Consider the following 19,563-nt stretch of genomic DNA (forward strand, 5'->3'; position numbering starts at 1 on the left):
CTCCCAATCCAGTCGAAACCTATCCGCTTTCCCCTCTATATTCTGTCTAGCGTCGCCCTCGACTTGCTGCCTCAGCATCCACCTAAATGGCACAGCGGCGGCCGAATACGCGTTGAAAGAAAAAGGGGTGGGTGCAAAATGACCATGGGTAGTCTTACTACCGTCCTGATAGGGATGATTTTTCGTCGATGGCACATCGAATTTGGCCATGAAGGTGACATGTTCTGTGACGCAGGGAGGGTAATCGGTTTGATCTAGCAACTCGATGGATTGACCCGCAAGCCTTTCCTCATCTTTATCTTTTCTACTCTCTCCGATCCTAGGCAATATCAGACAAGCTGTATTGTTACAAGGCTTATTGCATATAGTACCGGACCATCCATTATCGTGCCACGGTACCCTTATCGTAATATGGTGGAGGGGTAACTGTGTCGCTCCTGAAAAGACGGCCATACCTTTACTCCTCTTCCTTATGAATTACCACCAACAAATGTTTTGCTCGTGAGCAGGCGACGTAGTAGTCCGACGCTTTAAAATATGTTGAATTTCCCTCTACTGGCAGGTCGATCAAAATGACCGCATCCGCCTCCAGTCCCTTGAAGCTCTTTACAGTAGAAAATAGTATTCCCTTATCATCTCGCCACTTATCTATGTCTTCAGTAATCATCACTCCGCGTACAGAGCCAACCCCTTTAAACGCGCTTCTCTGTTTAACACTAGGGGAAAGAATTGCCACTTGGGAGGGTTTAAGCCTCCCATCTTTAACCCAATCACTTACATACCTCTCGACGCGTTTCTTGACATCGTAATCCAGTTCCAGAGTGAGAATCGTAGGTTCTAAACCCTGCGGCGCGTCGTCTCTCGTAAGTATATCTATTCCAAGAATTGTGCTACATTTTTCTGCTATTGAACGCGTGTTACGGCAGTTGGTCGGGAGATTGTACGGCTCACCTAATGCGGGTAGTGATCCCCTCTGCTCCAGGTATAGGTTTTGGCGTGGGTCATAGAAGACATACATAGCACCTTCATCACCGCGGGAGTTGATCATCTCCAGTGGCACCCACCAATTGGGATAGAAATCCTGCCCCTCGTCAACAATCACCGCATCAAATTTTTCAGACACCATATCAATGGCATCCATGAGCTGGTCTGCAGCCTCATCTCGCCAAAAATTATCCGCACCACTGCTTGGGGGTGAGAAGCTCATTCCAGCTTTTCGGACCCAATCCGCGCATAAGCCATGAAAATGTTTTACGGTAATCAAGTCACGGTATTGTTCCGGAACGGAGTCGCCAATCCACTTCGCCAGTGTCTTGTTGTAGCAAACTAGGAGTGTCGATTTTCCAGCATCTGCAAATTTCTCGGCTTGAGCCTGCGCCAGCATGGTCTTCCCCGAGCCCGCTACACCCTCAATACATGCTCTTTCCTTTTGACCAAGAAAATTCAGTAGATTATGCTGTTCTTTCGTTAGTCGAAATAGCTTCTCTTCCTGCTCTTCTACTGTTCTGAATAATACAGGCAGCAGGTCAAATCCTGGAGAAATGGCCTTGGTAACATTATTGATATCCTCTGAAGACAAAGGTTTCGCAGCATCTTTCAGAGACCATTGATTGAGAGTCGCAGTAATTCTTCGATCCAGAAATGGTAAGTCGCTGGCTGAGAAGATGATGGCAGGTTCAGAGCCTGGTGGTGTTGGACCTTTATACTCACAATCGGGGAATACAACCGCGTAACCATAGGTAAAAGGTAAGTTGTCGATCCCCTGGTAGCCCCTACGTTTGATAGCGTCTTTTAAGTAGTGCGTATTACGGCGGGCTTGTTCGAAGGGATCTTGTATCGACTTTAAGCGACCACCTCCCAAGACTCTACTCCATTGGCGGGTGGCGTCATCATAGCTAATTGCACCACCCTTAACCTCAAGGATGAGCATGCCATGGCTAGGAAGAAGAATTACGAAGTCAGTCTCACCCTCTCTGATTGAGGTATTTCCGCGGTCATTCCTGTCAGTTCTCAACCACGGATAACTATGGTAAATAATGCAGTCATTGGGCAGCAGATCAACCAAATATCTGGCCGTATCTCGCTCAGATTTGAAATTGATTTCATTGATTGCGACTTTTGGTATTAGACGTGCCATCCTTCCCTCTCGATTTTTTAACTAGCTTCTACCGCAAATGGTCGAAAGTTTGGCCAATTAGTCTCTTCAACTTCTATGGCGTTAGAACTGCTTTGACCTCGAAAGGTAACTGAGTAATAAGTTCGATCGCCGTCCATACTCTGTTGCTTCTGCCACAGATATCGACCAACCAAGGGTTCATCGCCCAGTATGATCACTAGCGCGCCTTTTGGCGGCAGTTCGTCACTTTCAGAAAGAACTCTAAAAGTACGAGTTTCATCAACATCAAGCTTCTCGTTTCGATATCCAATCAGAAGGGAGCCAGAATACTGGTGCCTACGATCTAACTCCTTGATATCGATCACTTTGGGCGCATCCTCTCTAGAAGGTTTTACATAAAGTGACTGTGAGTAGGCCTGAATATCCCCTTGCGTGATCATATTTAGCAACTGGCGTGAAATCGTACTTGGCACGTTGCCACCGGTGGCGAGTACACCCGTCTCAATGTTCTTGTCCATCGCGGCTGAAGTTAGATTAGCGCTGGTCAAAAATGCTCTTTTGCCATCTGCTACCACGCACTTGGCGTGCATACTCGGATACCCGCCTGCTCCGTAGTCACGTTTATCCAGAGGCCAAACATATACCGTGGCACCCACTAACTCTTTTGCCACCCGCCGGACTGTATCTTGAAAAAAAGTACCGCCGTCTTTATCAGTTGACTCGAGAAGCATCCTCACATCAACTCCCCTCGTTATAGCTGACTTGATAGCGGATTCGATATTGGGGATATTGACCCAGACATAAGACCCAATAAACAGCGTTTCTTCAGCCGACTCAATAATTTCGATATAGACTTGTTCTGATCGTCTGACGGGCACATGGTGGGTATTAGGGCCACTCCAGACCAACTCAACCGACTCCCGTGCCCTTTCGTTCATATATCCGTGAGAGGCGCCCAACAATAGGCCGGCAAATTCACTGCCACTGCAATCTACTCGGCTCCACTCCTTGATTACCTCGAATAACACATGATTTGCAGCCTGCGTATTGAAGAAACTGGCCAACTTTCCAGCGTCAGTCGATGAAAGAGACCGCGCCTTGTTGGCCAAAGAACGGATTTGACCTGGATGCTGATTCGATACTAGCCGACAAATCGCCTTAAGCAGCTTATCCATCTGCAAAGTCGCCGAAAAACGCAGCAGCAGTATTCTCAAACGTCGGCACTACCAGCGCCCGATCTAGATAGCGGTTCCCACACTCACACGAGGTCTCAGCCGCAAAAGTGCAGGCGTGACAGGCCGCCAAATGGAGAGTGCCGTCCTTGTCAGGGCTGTGTTCTGAGCACAACGGGTCAGAAGAGCAGATTTTGGCGCGATTGAAGGCTTGTTCGAGCAAGCGGCCCAAGTTTTCTGGCTTTCCCAGCTCGACGAGGCCTCCCAGGGTGCCGTCTGAGTCAGGAGCGGCGGTGTAGATCAGGACCCCGGCCTGTAGATTATCTCCGCTGGTATCAGCATATATCCGCTCTCGAATACTCGCAGCGTTGTATCCGCACTCCAGCGCCAGTTCACGAATCAACAAGTGGGCGACAGTATGTAGTAGCGCATACCGAATACCAGGATAGCCATTTTCAGGGTCTAGCTTGCGAGAGTTTCTCCACCAATTGTGTCCCTTGAATAGCTTTCCATCCAACGCGGCGACCTCGGTCTTAGTCTCCCACTTGGCAAGGACCTTCTCATCAAATCGAATGAATATCCCTTCGCCATGCACCTGGCTGGCTGGTATCCAGCTTGGCCTATCGTTACACAGCGCAGCCATCGGCGGCTGCTCGTTTGGGTCATTCGTAGCCTCCGGCGCCTCTACCCGGGTAAACCCAATGAGAGCATTGACCTCCCTTAACCTTTTCAACAACAAAACATCGGCTATTTGGGTCTTGAAAGCAGCCGGCACCTGAACGGCCTCACTGAGAAAGTGCGGCCAATCCGTGGGCGGGTTTGGCTCACTAAACACCTGCCATTCAGGTGCCTTCAAATCATCCTGTGTGACCCCCGCGGTCACTTCACCCTTCTGGATTCCTTCGACTACCGCCCAAACTTCTTCGGGTGAGTACTGATCGATACCAGGCAAGATGGCGTTCTTCACTAATATTTTGATAATCGCTTTAACTTCGAGCACAGATTCGACGTCGACGAAGTTGTCCCAACCATCCTGAACGAGCTGCACAATAGGGTCCTTGGTGAGCGGGATCGCCAAAGCAGACAACGTCACCGCGAACCAGCTGTTAGTGGCACCGAGCAAAACAGCTCGCGGCTCCTCAGCACAATTGGCATCGTATCTATCAAGGTGGGGATGGCGTCCACGGCACGCGGGCAAGCTCTCTTTGCCTGCCTTACCGAATGCTTGAGCAAGATTCCGCTTCGCGCCACAGCTATCACATTTAACCCAAAGGTTCTCGGTCTGCAGCGAGGCACCGGCTTCGTAAAACCGCAATCCACCTGCACAAGCGGCGTTCCCACCGTGTACATAGTAACGCCAAGGAAAATCGTCTAGATGACCGTTGCGGCAGGCCAAAAGAAAACGCGCGGGGACCGCATCTGCATCTCGAGCCGGCTTGTCGCCCTTGGAACCGCGACACGACTCGTGTACAAACCGTGTATTCTCCGGGCGATATCGGCTCTCTTTGACTTTAAATAGACCTGAATCGTACTCCGCCAACATGCCGCATTTCACACAACGCAACCAGCGCGGAAATGGCCTTACCGGAACTCCCACTTTCGCTTCAGGTGACCAAGGATCAATTTTGTCTGCCTTTACGTAGGGAGGCATTCGCATGCTTTCGACCTGTTGGCCAAGAATGCGCCTAACAGCAGCAAGTAGCCTTGCCTCCACGATCGGCGGACATCGATCTTTATCCCAGCGATCTATACCCAGTGTCAGAACGGACAGACCAGGCATATCTACCAATGCACCGGGACCGTAGGTCCATAGAAGCTGGCTAGGACGAACCTCCCCAACTGGGGTAGTGATTACTTCGCTCATCCCTCACCCCCGTTATCTTTTTTGACCTGCGCCTTCCATTCGGGCCCGGGATCAAGCTTCATCAGATTCATCTGTAACTTTACGCCGGGCTCTACTTCCCGCATCGACATAGGCACAGTGAATCGGTCCCATTCCTTGATGCCAGGCGAACGAATAAGAGCCACCTTCGAGTCAATCTTTGCCCCTTTCTTCTCGTAGGCAACAGTTCGCCCGGGTTTGCCATTCTCCTTCACCCAGTCATCAATACGCTGCTTTATGGCTCCTCGAGCGAGCGACTCGGCATCTGCGCTCTCCTCCACCATCAACACCCTGTCAGTCATGGCCTTGATTACTTTCGTCACGGCTGGAGCCGCAGTAGATTTCAAGGTGAAGGCCCCATCATTGGGGTTTAGCTCGTCATCACCCAAACGCATCAAACTCAGCATGGCTCCGGTCAAACCACGATCCATCGCACGAGGAGAGAATGGCGTAACCGACTGTGCTTCTACATGCATGTAGAACGTCGCGTGGTAGTGTTCAAAGCTTTCATAGTGAGATAGGTCTCGAGGGCGAGACCAGGTCAATACGGTACAGACTAAGCCAGGATAACTGCGCCCGACTCGGCTTGTCGCCTGAATATATTCAGCTGTTGTCTTAGGCTGCCCGTTAACGGCCATGATGCCGAGTCGATTAACGTCTACACCAACTGACAACATATTGGTCGCGAGAACCACATCTACCGCCCTATCTTCTTTCTCTTCCCACTTAGTCACGTACTTCGCGGCTGCAGCATCCCACTCAGCTTTAAATGGAACCTCTAGAAGATCCAGGTACTTCGGTATGTCCTGACTAGAAACTCGAGACGTTAGCTCTTTAATATTATTGACGCTACGCTGTGCCAAACCGGGGCGATCGACTTTACTCATCTTCACACGATAAGAGCGGGTTTGAACATCGTCTTCTGCCAAACGCTTCATACCGCCTAATTCGCGCAGTGAGTTGAAGTAACCCACGCTGGTCATATAGGGGTCGGCGACGCTACCAAATTGATCAAACAGCGCCTGAGACGCGGTGAGAAGCGAGGTGTATAGACGGATGAGTACGGCAGGTCTCGCGCTGCCCGGTGAACAGATCCCGAGATAACGCCGCCCATAGTGCTGCTCAATAGGCCGTTGCACCGAAAAGAAGTTGTCTTCTATATCCAAGCCGCTAGGTGGAAACACCGCCACCTTTCGCATGAACACGCCATTAACCTGCTCTTTCGCCTTTCGCACAGTAGCTGTAGACGCGATAATTTTTGGCCGAATCGCTTTTTCATCCAACTGCCAAGTCGCAAGCTCATCGACCGCTGTCTCATAGAGTCCAACCATCGTGCCAAGCGGGCCACTGATAAGGTGAAACTCATCCTGAATAATCAAATCAGGCGGTCGAATTGGCCTTATGGCCTGCGCTTGCGATTTTGGCATCGTACGTGTCTTGGGGTGGTTACCGCTGCACGGTGCATCCGTCCATAAAAGACCATGCCGCTGACATTCCAATTTGGCCTTACCAAACAAAGTACGGGTCTCGCCACGCCAGGCCATCATGGCGAACTTATCCACCGTTGCGATCATCATTGATGGAGGCCTGTGATAAATCTCTTCATCGACCACCAGTGCTGGCAAGCCCGGATGTGGATGCCCGGAAGATCTTCCCTTAGAAAACTCACAACGCGCTTTTTTGTCGCCACAGTAAATCGCTGTTTGCAGTATGTGAGTGTTTACCTCAATATCTCTGCCAGGATCAATGTCAGTCCCGCACCAGGGACAACTCGTCAATTGCGCCGGCGAGGTACCCCCGGCGCTGAAGGTGTTTGGGTCTCGAACATCACTGATAGCCTTATGGCTCGCCTTGGTTGTACCAGGCGTAACCTTGTTACCCACCCAGAGGCCAATCGTAAATGGATACTCTCCTAGGCTTTTATCGCCTTCAGCATTCCATTGCCGACGAAGAATCTCCATTGCACACATCAGTGCTGTCGCCCTTTGGAACTGTTGTAGCGTAAGCAGCCGCAACGTATAGCGCATGATTACAGCGAGGCCTCGGCTGGCATCGTAACCGCCCAAATTACCCTGAAAACGACGAATCGCCATCGTAAATGCCGCCACGCCCAAATAGGCTTCGGTCTTACCGCCACCAGTAGGGAACCAAAGCAAATCAGCGAAAGCCTCGGCGGGGTCTGTTCTGTCATTGTGCTTTGGGTCCGCCAGTGCAGGAATGGAAAGCAGCAGAAAGGCCAACTGAAATGAACGCCAGGAATAGTTCTTGCGGTCTTTGGTAATCTCGTCAACCGTAACGCCCTTGTCGCCACGGCGTCGCTTTAGGGCATAGATACTCTGTATACGTTGCTTTGCCATTGCTTCATTGGCAAAACGAAAGGCTTTCAAAGCGTTCTCGTTGGAGGTATCCGCCAGTACGGCAATACCCTCTTTGAGGCGCGCATTGATCTCCTTACAACGCTCCATGGCGTTTTCGGCTGCCACTTTATGCTCCGAGAACTCCGAATCGATACGCTCCGACTGCTTCTGAATCCAGGCCGTATAGTCTTCCGTCATCAGACTCAACGCAACAATTAGCTCTGGCCGCTCCATCGTGGCTAGGCGAAGCATGTCTAGATAGCCATCTCGGACTATGGTCTTCTGCAAAAGCCGGTCAGCATCCCACCCAAAACCACCAGGCACATCTGTTATCGGCACTTCGTATTCAGGCATAACTACCGTTCGAATCTCAGTAGCCAGCTCAAGGCTTTCGGCGGCCACCGTCGCATGAACCGCTACACCATGGCCTACTGCAAACTCCACTTGCTTCCGATAAATCATTTCAAGCGACTTTCTTTCCTGCTCACTATCATCGGTGCTCAGAACAGGTCGGCGCCGAAAGATTGGCGCATCATCACCAACCGCTCGTGTGACAATTTCAGGCTGGAAGATCCAAGCAGTATCTTTATTGGTCTCAGGCTCCGTTTGAGTATTGACCAAGAAGAGCGTTATCAGTCGGTCGCCCTTCTCGTTCGGCTCCCTCACAGCACCTTGAATAACAACTGACGGATTCTCTTTGTCAGGCGAAATTGGCGCAATAACACCCTCTTTGAGCGTTAGGGAGATGGTTCCTCCACAGGGGATACGCTGCCATATCTTTACTTTTGCTCCCTGCTTCTCCTCGCCCGTCTCAGGGTCCTTGATGACCTTGTATTCCTCGTGGTCGTAGAAGCGCTCATATCGCCCCCAAAGTGCCTCGATTTCGATCTCATCTACATCACCCGCAACACAGAAAGTCAGGCCAAAACTAGAGGGAATGAGCGACTGATTGTTGCCGGTATCGACCTCCTCGGAGGTTTCAGCATCCGGCACGGCGTTATTGGACGGAGAATCAGGTTTCACGGCCTGCGCCTTAACGACGAGATCGCCGGGATCCTCATCATCTTCGCCGGAACCGTCTACCCCCAGATCATCTCCCTTCGCCGAAGCATCAAGAGGCGCCAGGCGGCCAACCAAGTAGCGGTCGCGAACGCTCATATCGCGTATCTGCTCCATTGGTCCATTCGCTGGGCCCAAGAGGTCGTCCATTACAGAGATTTGCAGCAGGTCGCGGACATACTCCACATCTTCGATGAGTAGAACGTCGGCCAGGGTCTTGTTCGTCAGCTTCGGTATAGCCTCCGCGAACAAGGGCCATTCGAGTCGTGATATCTGCCTGCTAATGGGAACGCTCAATCCAGCAGCGTTTAAAGACCTTGGTTCTTCTGCGCTTAGCTGCTTATCAAACAGAATAGTCGTGCGGCCTAACTCACTCCTAATTCGATAAACTCTGCCTACAGAACAGCATTCCCCGCTTTCATTGACACAAATGACCCAGTCACCGCTGTTGATTGAGCTGAACAACTCCTTGTGGCCAGTTAAACCGATTCCGTATTCGACACCATCTGTACGCTTTATCGCGACGTACGCGCTAGGAGTAGCATTCGTAGAGGCTTCACTCATCGTCTATCTCTGTCGGAAATTCAGTTTCAAGAAAGGTCGTTACGGCTTGCGGGGTATTGAATCCAGCGCGGATAAGTATTTCCGCTATATCTCGACCACTGATAAATATTATGGGATGGCGATCTTCACGCACTTCTTGGTAGGCCTGCTTGTGGACGACCGATGTGGTGACAAGCACACCGAATTGCCGGTGGCGAATTCTGGAGATGAGCCGCGACACCTCCTTCACACCCACCCGATTCAATTTTTGCTTGCCATAGCCGGGGCTATAGCACTTCGCTTCTAAAGAAAACTCCGCATATATCGGATCTTGGGCAAGGCCAAGCAGGTAACGCCCAAAAGCATCCCGGCCACCGTCTACCACACCCCGGGTAATCTCATCCAAGACGACCCGCTGATCTTGCATCTGAAATATTCGTGCGGCGAATCGTTCGAATATAAACGCACGTCGCTTTTTTTCAGCTTCATTTAAGTGGTCAAAATGAGCCCACACAGACTTAAGAATCGAATTCGTAAGTGGTGTATCTGGAAGCTGTTCGGTCTCGGACCGAGTAATGGTTGTTGGTTCACTTTTCAGTGGTGTGTAATGACCATCAAAAATCCATCGATCCCACGCTGCCGGTGCATTGGCGGTGTTGCCATTACCAGCCAAGATGTCAGATATCCATGCTCGACTAAGCGTCGCAACATCAAGCACAGTGAAGACCGAACGATAGTTCTGAAACCGTTGTGCATTCGACGTTTTCCAAACAGCAACCAGGTCTTCTGTAGCAGACAATCCTTGATACCCAGGGACCGCTATGCCCTTGAACTGGACTGAACGCGAGCCGTGGTCCGTAGCGAACTTTTTGAAAATCAGGAATGGAGGCACCTTGGCCCGCTCTTCCGCGCAGCCATGTAGAAGCTCAAACACTCTACGAAGTATCTTATTTCCACCCTTCTGAGTCGTGTGGAGCTCGTGCCCGGGTGTCTTATTGTCTCCGAAGTAGACGAACTGCCCGGTATTTAGATCCAGGGTGTCCGGCCAATCTTTATCTTCGCCTGTACTGAAAAGAACAACGAGATTCTTATCTTCACCACGACCAGAAGAGCGGAATCCTCCCATATTTCCAAGGCCTGGTAAGAGCTTTGACAAAGGCTCGCCAGCAAGTAACCCATCGTGACTACTCTCATAGACTGCATCCACGATGAGAGGCGATGTAGGAAGCTCTTCAAATGGAATGATATTCATATTTCGATCAACTTTCTCGAACCTGAACTAGGCCATCCAAGTAAGCCCTATTGTCCGGTCTTGCCTTCTTTTCATAACCCAGTAGGTCGCACACCGATTCAATCTTTACACAAAGGATGTCAGCGTTGAGAGGTGTAACCCACAAACCACTTGAGTCTCTATTCGTGCTCTGCCAGGCAGAGTGATTGTCCAAGGGGTGACCAGGGCTGAAGGGATGTATATTGAATATTTTGTGGTCTATTTGCGTAATCCAGGCAGCCCCGACCTCGGTTATTGCGCCCCATGATATTTTTGTGTTCTCACTCGTTACAAATAGTGCCAAAATCTTTTGCGTAGAATAACTGTCAACAAAAAACGTCTTGAGATACTCATATACTGCATACCCTTCAGGAACCCTGCTAACCTCATCATCACAATTCGTGTAGATGATCTCTTCGGCTGGGACACCATTGAATATCAGCATTTGATAGATTATGTCGGCTAAGGGCTTATCAGTAAGGGTCTGGCTAATAAGAATCTTCTTTTTTTGAGAATCTATAATGCTCTTTAGACCAATATCAGGACTGTTATCATTTATGGCTTCAGATACTATTTCTTCAATTGCTTCTCGGGTCAGGTTATTACCAAGCTCTAAAACGCTTTGAGCGATTCCTTCACTAGACTTCTGCCGAAAAACATCAACGTTTCGTTTGAGCTCTTGTTCCTGAGCCTGCTGATCATCAACCTTTCTTTGCTTTACCTTGGCCTTTCTCAAATCTGTAAATTTATCCCGCATCTTCAAGATATCGTTCAAGAGACTTCGTGCTTGCTCAAGCATTGATGCATAGCGTGGATCATCAAATTTATAGCCCTGGCGATTACTCAGCGCCATATCAGGCAACTCAGATAGCTCAAACAGGTCTATATGGAATTGCCCTATAACATAGGCCTCTCCCATTTTATTCTGGCCAACGAGTGGGAGTATGTTGAATTCACCCATTTTTTGGTTCGCAAAAATCGAAATGAAATTGTCTGGGAAATCCGTGATTTCAGCTTTTCGACCGCGCGTCGATTGATATGTACCTATCCACCCCTTAATGACCATCTGGTACTCATGTTCTACATTTTTCTGATCAAATAGTGTCAATGGAATAGACACCTGATCCCTCGCAGTGACGAGATCTGACCTTGAGCCTGGGTACAGGTTGGGGACGAGGTCACAAAGGGGCGCATATGCTTCCCCTAACGTGATCAATGCTCCAAGTTCCTTGATTATGTTCCGATCAAAGTCTTCGACTATCTCAGTCTCGTTACCCCGAATAATGTGGATACGAAAGTCTGAATCAACGAGAGGGAATATCTTCAGAATATTCCGCTTAATAGCACTTAATGTTTTATGTAGTCGGTACTGCGGGTTACGCATGACAATTGCAGAGCCATGATCTTCAACATATTCAAACACTACCTCGCTATCATCAATGGCCCTGAGCATGCTATCCGGGTCAGGATATCGTGTGAGAACAAATCCCGATTTTTCACCATCAGCGACAGTCAAAATATCGACGTCCTCAGAGACGGATAACGCGGCCAACTTTCCAACGCCTTTTCGCCCCATTTTAAGTCGTCGACCCGACCGCGTGAATGAATCGCCTTCATTCGTCCGCGAAACACCTGCAACATTGAGATAGCTTTCTATATCGCCATTCTCGTAAGACATTCCATGCCCGTCATCCTCGACTCGAATGTCGTCTTTGTTTGAAACTATGTAGACGTTGTTAGCATCTGCATCATATGCATTGGCTATCAATTCAGCTAAAACGTAATAGATATTGGTGTATAGGTTCGGCCCCAAGAGTTCCAAAATCCTTGGATCAACTTTGAGCTCATATTCCTTTGTCATTATTTTTCATTTCCAAAAATGTCTATTTGAGGCTTTGGCTCAGCCACTTTATCCAACTCGATATCTATAGTTTTCTCATATTGATATTCTTCTGAAGTTGTAGAGGCGATAATGCTGCCGGCCGCGCCATGCTCATTTTCATTTGCATTTTCATTTTCATATATAATTTTGTTAAGCGACCTTAAACGTTCCATAATTTTATATTTTGTGTCCTGCGAATTCTCCCATCGCCAAGCATCATTAGAAGAGCCGCCCGAAAACTCAAAAAATTCGTAGCTCAAATCTAGATCACTCCATCCGTAAGCGGCCGCAACCTCCTTATCAAGGGAAACCATGGCGTCTCGCAGATCGACAATTACTTTATCCTTGTTATCTGGAGTGTTTACCGCATTTAAAGTAGCGGTTAATCCACAGTTATTATTCTTGCTCCACTCCAGCACTTTATCTTGAAAAAAAGTTGCTACGCTTTTACCAGCGCCTGATACATTTTTGCCAGGCAAGGGAAATTTAGATACAGATTCCCGAATTGAAAGAGTGAGTGTATTTGTGTCGGCGCCTAAGCTACTAACGGAAAATGCATAGAGCCAATTTCGGAAAAAAGTGCTTAAACAAATAGCGAATAGGTCGTCTCGTTTCGCTGCAATAAGTAGAACCTTGTTTGTATAATTCCAATCTGATGGCGCTAACATACAAAATGGGTATTTCGTGACCTTCGCAAAAGCAATAAATCGCTCCTCTTTCCGCAGCCGGCGCATTAGGTCAGCCCGATGGTTCCAAAACTGCCACCAACGCTCATAGAGTCCCTTGTAACTCTTGAGTGCTGCCGGGGTACGAGTTGGTTGAACCTCTTCAACTAGAAACCTAAAAGCTAAAGGCCAGTTTTTTTCCATCTCTTCTAGTGTCCGATCGGCAATATCCAATGCCCAGCGGTCAAATTTTTGTAACGAATAACTGGTGATATCATCGCCAGTGATATATGGCCTCAACAAACTGTTTTTCTCATCTCTTAGGCGTTCAAACCAGGGGCTGTCCGGTTTGATAACGAAAGCCAAGCCTTTACTGTTGTCCATACCCGCAAAGGCAAAAGGTGACTCAGCCAGCACCTGGGGCTTCCATGCGTCTAGCTCTTCAGGCTCAAGTCTCGGGCCTATCCGAGCACACTTACGGCCATCGGCGTCGCAATCAGCAAGCCACTCTCCTTTCATGAAGCCAACGATCGCAACTACCACAGCTGCTGTGCCAGGCCAGGGCATGCTCTTTTTAGCCAGATAGATGTTCCCTTGCTTAACAACCTCGCCGAGCCCCACCCCAACAGCACTGCCCTCTGCTATATTGCTCGTCGCTAAAAGGCCATAACAACCACCGTTACCCAGTAGCGTGACGGCACGCCGATGAAAGACGACGCACAAGTCGATTTTACCCGGAGAGGCTCCCAGCACCATTTGGCACAGCCATTGCGACTTTTGGCCCATTGAAGTCTTCCACAGCCGGTTTCCCAGAAATGGAGGGTTCCCGATCAACGCATCGAACCCATTTTCACTTCTGAGAAATACTTCTGGAAACTCTATGGGCCAATGAAACGGCTTCCTTCTTTCTTTTCCTGGCGGCAAATCTAGTGAAAGATTGGATTCCGCTCGTTTAGTGATTTTAATAATTGCATCCTGATCACCATCAACGGCCTGACCGGCTTCCACGGCTAAGGAGGAAATCGCGTTCTCCAAGACGGACTCATTTCCATTGCAAGAAAATACCTCGGCCACAAATGCATCCGCGATTTTCTCTGGAACCTCCAATTTTTGTCGTGCATCAGAATCCAACCGACCCATAGCTTCAACATCATGTATGTCACGAATTGGCATATCTCGCAGAAGTCTTCGCAACTCCATTGCACTTCGAGCTGCTTTCTCAATGTTCTGACCAAATAGTCGTTGCTGAGTTTTCTTACCTGGAGACATACTTAGATTGATCAGCTGGTCAAGCTTGTGTATACCCAGCAAGCTATTTCCACTGCGTAGGTTGTGATCGAGAAAACCAAAAGGACGCGACTTTGCGAGCGTTACTAGCCAGATAGACAATTTAGCGAGCTCTACCGCTAGAGGATTAAGATCAACACCATAGAGACAACGCTCCGCAATGAGACGCCGCGCTACCACGATTCGCTCTTCTGCATCTGGAGGTAGCAGCTCTCTTGCGTCCACGGCCTCCAAAACCTCCCCTTTAACGCTGACGACTTTACCGGCAGCTTCGGCTTGATACCAAGCTTCGCAGAGCCGTTCGCCCAGCCAACGGCACGCTTGCACTAGGAAAGCGCCAGAACCCATGGCCGGATCGCAGATCTTCAGATCAAGCAGCTCGGTGGCTGACTTAAGTTTCCATTCGTCGTGTGGTCTGCCCTCGGATGGGCCCACGAAAGCGATGGGAGTCAACGTCTCATTGACAATCATTTCTGTAAGTGACTTCGGTGTGTAATGGCTGCCCGTCTCGCGGCGATCAGAACCGGCGCCGACTATAAATGCGCCCTTCGTGTATACGAGTGGATTATCCCAAGCATCTTTCTTTAAAAAGTGCGCATAGGGCTTAATTCGATCCCGCAGAGAAACATCGTTTGAACATGACAGAAGTAAGGTTTCGAAGGCTTCATCACTGATTGACTTTGCGAGATCATTTTTGACCCGAGAGGCCGAACTGCCTGTCCGCTCGACCAACAGTTTTCTCACGGCGGCCTCGCCATCAATTTCTGCTGACGCAAGTTCAGTGAGCAATACCCAAGGCGTCTTGGACTTTTGAGTTGCTTCGAGCTCAAGTGTCACGTCCTTCGCCCTGATTACGGTCTTCTCCAGCAGGCCTTCGTATACGTAACCAATCTGTTCCACGTCCAATGCGCGATATGACAGTGTTCTGCCTTGGTACAACTGAATAGCGTCGAGAAAAAGCAGCACGGTACGGTTGTCGATCGGTAAAGGTCGCGCCTCTTCGGTCTTCCAGCTTGAATCCTTCGACCTTCCCTCTAAAAATGGGAAACGATCAGGATCGAAGAGCGAGCCCCCAAGGGCGGGCATACGCAGGGATTCATGGTCGATACCACCGTATATCGCTCTAAATAGTGCCAACAGCCGCGACCAGGCGTTCGTTCTGTAAGAGAGCACCTCCTCGCCGTGCAGACCCGCCTCCTCTCGCAGCTTCATTCTTAGGGTCGACAACGCGTAATTAGCCGTGTACGTCTCATCATCCAGGAGCAGTAACCCCCGCTCCTCCGCGCAGAGCAAGAACACCAAGCGCATCATGAATGTGAGTCCGGCCTCGTATAGCTCAGGTGGTTCGATGCCCTCCAACAACTCGCCGTTAGAATCATTGTTGATTCGATCCAACGACTGCACTAGCACCTCGACGGCTCGCTGAACTTGAGCACCCAGGGTCTCGGTGACTTCGTCCTGATGCTTGATCGACTCGTCAACTAGATCAATGAGCTTTATGGCGTTTAGCCCAAAGCCATTAAACACGGTTCGAATATTGAGCAGCTCATGAAAGGCGATTAGCGTAATCGGCTCTTGGCTCCAAAGCCGCGCATACCAACTGGCGGAGCTGGTTATCCCTCCCTCTGGAGCATCCACGAACATCCATTGTTCACCGTTGGTGACCAGACCAAGCCTTGTGCCGACTTTGCGACAAAGATGGCTCATCCGTTCAGCTGGGGACGTGGACCATCCGTCACCCGCGAGCACGTCGTTCAGATTGGTATCAGCGGAGTATTGGCACACTAAGAGATAGGGGGTGTCTTTGTTTGACCCGTAGAGTACATAAGTCGGTTTGATTGACAGCTGGTGCTCAGGTAGATCCAGCTGTATGTCGGCAGGAATTTGGTCGCCTGCCTTCAGCTCTTCTCCCTCGTTATCCTCATCCCACTCAAGCCCCCGCTTCAGCACCCAATCGATCCACTGCTGGTGCAGTTCATCTTGCAGCTCGTCATTCGAATCAACCGACTCACGCCATTCTTCATAGGTTTGACGAAACTGCTTCTTCTTTGTCGATTCCAGCTTCTGTAGACCCGCCGGAAAAGCCTCCTTCAAAACGGGCTCCGCCAGAAACGGACCAGAAACCTCAATGAGGGATAACCATTCGCCATGTTGCGACATCATGTCAGCCATCTAGCTGTCTCCCACCATCGACTGCGGCACGAGAAAAACGACCGCCACTGGAAATGTTCGGGCTACATAGTCACCGTAGCGGTGTTCGATGGCTTGAACCTCCTGCTCTCGCTCTTCCGGAATGCGCGCCAGCCGTGCCTTCAAGGCGTCGAGATCCCGACGAACCTGAGTCCGTTCATCCTCCGTGAAGAGAGTCAACTGCTCTGGATTCTCGGCATTTTTTAGCTCTCTTTCGATCGACGCCTCCAATTCATCTAACACGGTCGATATATCTTTGATCTCGGTGTCCTTTCTCCTCTGCAGCTTGCTCTCTAAGTCTTTCAGCCGCTCCTTAGACCGCGCATCAATCGTTTTTTGAACTGAGTCGAGATTGCGATCGAAACGAAGTTTCAATGCATCGCACAGAGAATTGCTCGCTACAGCCGGCTGAGCAGCGGCAAGCAGATCATCCAGCTTTTTAACGCCGGTCTCACGGCTATAAGTTTTGTCCTTTAGATAACCGCCGGAATAGGTGATTTCTTCATGCAAGCGATGATGGTTACCGCCTGTGATGACCAGACGGGATACGATGACTGCAGCGACACCATCAATTCCGTCATCTGGCAGCGATCTCAGGGTAACCCGGTGCATCCTCTTCACATCGGATAGCGCCCAGACTTCCGCGCGCAATAGGCGCAAACACATCTGCACTAGGCGATGATTGAGGTGTACCAAGACGACGTCGTCACGCCCCTTTGCAACTTCATGGTCGAAGGTAATAGGCCTGATGACGTGGGTGTATGGATGACGCAAGCCTTTGGTGCAAGCTGCCCAGGTCCCGGTTAGTTCTGGCATCTTGAAGGCGCTACCGTCTGGAGCGTCAGCTAGTGCTGCCGGCTTGAGCGGTGGCTTTTCGGCAATGGAGAGACCAGTTTCCACTGCAGCAAGAATATGTTTTGGGGTTAGATGAAAATCTTGTCGAGTTTGTACCAATTGCTCATGTAGTTTGGCGATCTTTTCGTTCAGTTGGCGCTCGGCCTTGACGAACTTTCTGGCCTTTTGGGATCTCGCTTCAGCTTCACGGGTATTGAGCTCTTTTTGTCTGCCCTCTATCAATCCGGACATTTGGGGCGCGATCACTGGATTCACACTGCCCATGTCCTCACGCATCGATTCTAGCTTCTTGAGGGCGCGGATTATGTCCTCTTTATGCCCACCCACCGCTTGACCATCAGAGTCACCCGCGTCCACTGGGTGCCAGATCAGTACCTCACTTTCCCTTTGCCCATGGCGGTCGATACGGCCATTACGCTGTTCCATGACATTGGGGTTGTAGGGGATCTCCAAATGAATAAGGCAATTACAGTAGTTCTGTAGATCGATACCTTCAGATGCCGCATCCGTAGCCAACAGAATTCTTACGTCTGCGTCCTTCGGGTTGGTTTGAAAGGCCGCCTTTACGTCTTCACGCTCTTCTTGGTCCATGCCGCCATGGATGATGGCAAGTCGCTCGCCACCATACCCCGCTTCAGTGAGAATCTTTTGCATCCATTGCTGCGTGGTGCGGTATTCCGTGAATAATATGACGCGACGATGATTCCAATCGCCACTGGTCTTGAGATTCGACTTGATCCATGCGCAAATAGCATCGGCTTTGGAGTCGCTTTGATGCTGTGCGGATTGAGCCCAATCTCTTAGTTGGCTAGTCAGTCGCTTTTGATCGCCCGTCAAGGGCGCGCTGCGCTTGGTTGCTTCCTCCACGGCCTCTTCCTGCGCCGCTTCGTAATCTTCGTCTCTTGCGTAGTCTTCTTCCGCCTTGAGCAACGCTTTCCTAAGAATTCGCTCCTCAATGACTGTCGCCTTGGCGGGCTTACCTCCTTTGTTGATCGTATTCACATGCTTTTCGAGCGTAGAAGCGAAAGCCGCTGGCGACGAAAACAACCGTTTCTTCAATAGACTGTTTACGAAATGGGTACCGATATATTTCTTATCTTGATCTGCCGTCTCTTCTCTACTTTGGCAGTAATCGTCAAGTAGCTGGTGGACTCGCCGCTCTTCGTCGGAATAGTCGACCTCGAGTGCCTGAAGTTTTCGATCTGGATAAAGTGGTTTGCCCTCAGCATCGACCAGATCAGTCTTCAAGCGCCTGACCATTGCTTGCTGCAGCTGTTTCTCGTCGGGAAGTATGTTGCGCGCAAAGCGTTGGTCGTCTAGCAACTCTAAAAGCGATGTAAATGATTCTGTATAACCGTTGTGAGGGGTTGCTGTTAGAAACAGCTTGTGCTGAAAGTGCGGCGCGATCTCTCGTATCATTCGCGTGCGCTGACTTTCTAAGACATAGTTCGCAGAGCCGGACGGTGCGATGTTGTGCGCCTCGTCCACCACCAAAATGTCGAATTTTCGAGGGTAACGTTTGGCCCCAGATAAGGTGTCTCGCATCAATCGCAGCGCTTCACCCGATTTGAGCCAGTCTTGAGAGGTGATCAAACGAGGGAATGACGTCCAGGGGTTTGCATGAATGCCAAGGTCGCGCCTCATCTGCCGGATATAGTCGGTATTGACGATTTTGAACTCCAGGCCAAACTTCTCCTGCATTTCGTCCCGCCACTTCTGTTGCAGAGACGCTGGACAAATGACTAAAACGGAGCGCGCTCGATGTCGAAGCAGTAACTCTTGAATGACAAGGCCCGCTTCGATGGTTTTACCTAGCCCCACGTCATCTGCAATCAGAAGATTGGCGCGAGCCATGTTGATAGCCCGAACTAAGGGGTCGAGCTGAAAGTCCTCTATAGATACGCCACTGCGGAATGGCGCCTGGAGGAATCCTCTATCTGCGTTCGTAGCTGCCCCCCAGCGCACCGCGTCCAAGAAAGCATCTAGCTTGTCAGCGTAGTCAAAACCTGTAATTTCAGGGAGACCGGCCTTTTCGATGATATGTGCGCCTGGCTCAATCTCCCAAACGACCTGCAGTTCCTCGCCTAGGCCGTCCTCATCTATCGAAGAGAGTGTCACCAGATGTTGCAGTGAATGACCACTGGTAGTGGCTTGCGATGCCACAATGTCAGCCACGACCCACTGTCGGCGACGGACCTCGACAAGCTGACCGGCTTCAGGGGTCGCAATGATTCGAGATGAATCAAATAAGTTTTGTTCGCGCACCACAGTTGCTCGATTCCTTC

8 protein-coding genes are annotated in these 19,563 nt (G+C 50.1%); all 8 read right to left on the reverse strand.

The genetic code is table 11. From position 1 onward, the window contains the following. Positions 1-457: 457 nt before the first annotated feature. The 8 genes from RLO07_RS18970 to drmD are packed head-to-tail and all read right to left on the reverse strand — an operon-like array spanning position 458 to position 19,546. Entirely contained in the window at positions 458-2,137 is a 1,680-nt protein-coding gene (locus tag RLO07_RS18970) for an NERD domain-containing protein (protein WP_462293719.1), read from the reverse strand. A 17-nt stretch (positions 2,138-2,154) separates the two neighbouring features. Then, positions 2,155-3,291: a DISARM system phospholipase D-like protein DrmC gene (drmC, locus tag RLO07_RS18975; RefSeq protein ID WP_462293720.1), complete on the reverse strand. Its 1,137-nt coding sequence runs from the start codon at positions 3,289-3,291 to the stop codon at positions 2,155-2,157. Next, positions 3,284-5,152: a DrmB family protein gene (gene drmB, locus RLO07_RS18980; protein WP_462293721.1), complete on the reverse strand. Its 1,869-nt coding sequence runs from the start codon at positions 5,150-5,152 to the stop codon at positions 3,284-3,286. The genes drmC and drmB overlap by 8 nt, the downstream gene beginning before the upstream one ends. Next, a complete protein-coding gene (gene drmA / locus RLO07_RS18985) occupies positions 5,149-9,150 on the reverse strand; it encodes a DISARM system helicase DrmA (protein WP_462293722.1) in 4,002 nt (1,333 codons plus the stop codon). Before drmA ends, drmB begins: the two co-directional genes overlap by 4 nt. Continuing rightward, entirely contained in the window at positions 9,143-10,381 is a 1,239-nt protein-coding gene (locus RLO07_RS18990) for a restriction endonuclease (protein WP_462293723.1), read from the reverse strand. The genes drmA and RLO07_RS18990 overlap by 8 nt, the downstream gene beginning before the upstream one ends. Positions 10,382-10,388: 7 nt before the next feature. After that, positions 10,389-12,260, reverse strand: a complete 1,872-nt coding sequence (locus RLO07_RS18995) for an ATP-binding protein (RefSeq protein ID WP_462293724.1) — start codon at positions 12,258-12,260, stop codon at positions 10,389-10,391. Next, the gene (locus RLO07_RS19000; RefSeq protein WP_462293725.1) at positions 12,260-16,405 is read right to left on the reverse strand and encodes an Eco57I restriction-modification methylase domain-containing protein; all 4,146 of its coding nucleotides are present in this window, start codon (positions 16,403-16,405) and stop codon (positions 12,260-12,262) included. Before RLO07_RS19000 ends, RLO07_RS18995 begins: the two co-directional genes overlap by 1 nt. Beyond that, positions 16,406-19,546 carry a DISARM system SNF2-like helicase DrmD gene (gene drmD, locus RLO07_RS19005; RefSeq protein WP_462293726.1) on the reverse strand — a complete coding sequence of 1,047 codons (3,141 nt, stop codon included), beginning with the start codon at positions 19,544-19,546 and terminating at the stop codon, positions 16,406-16,408. Between the last annotated feature and the right edge of the window lie 17 nt (positions 19,547-19,563).

The sequence above is a fragment of the Haliea sp. genome (assembly GCF_040221975.1).
In the GTDB taxonomy this organism is placed as follows: Bacteria; Pseudomonadota; Gammaproteobacteria; order Pseudomonadales; family Halieaceae; genus Haliea.

Coding starts and splice junctions, on each gene's coding strand:
- RLO07_RS18970 (WP_462293719.1), bottom strand. CDS start 2,137: ATGGCACGTCTAATACCAAAAGTCGCAATCAATGAAATCAATTTCAAA.
- drmC (WP_462293720.1), bottom strand. CDS start 3,291: ATGGATAAGCTGCTTAAGGCGATTTGTCGGCTAGTATCGAATCAGCAT.
- drmB (WP_462293721.1), bottom strand. CDS start 5,152: ATGAGCGAAGTAATCACTACCCCAGTTGGGGAGGTTCGTCCTAGCCAG.
- drmA (WP_462293722.1), bottom strand. CDS start 9,150: ATGAGTGAAGCCTCTACGAATGCTACTCCTAGCGCGTACGTCGCGATA.
- RLO07_RS18990 (WP_462293723.1), bottom strand. CDS start 10,381: ATGAATATCATTCCATTTGAAGAGCTTCCTACATCGCCTCTCATCGTG.
- RLO07_RS18995 (WP_462293724.1), bottom strand. CDS start 12,260: ATGACAAAGGAATATGAGCTCAAAGTTGATCCAAGGATTTTGGAACTC.
- RLO07_RS19000 (WP_462293725.1), bottom strand. CDS start 16,405: ATGGCTGACATGATGTCGCAACATGGCGAATGGTTATCCCTCATTGAG.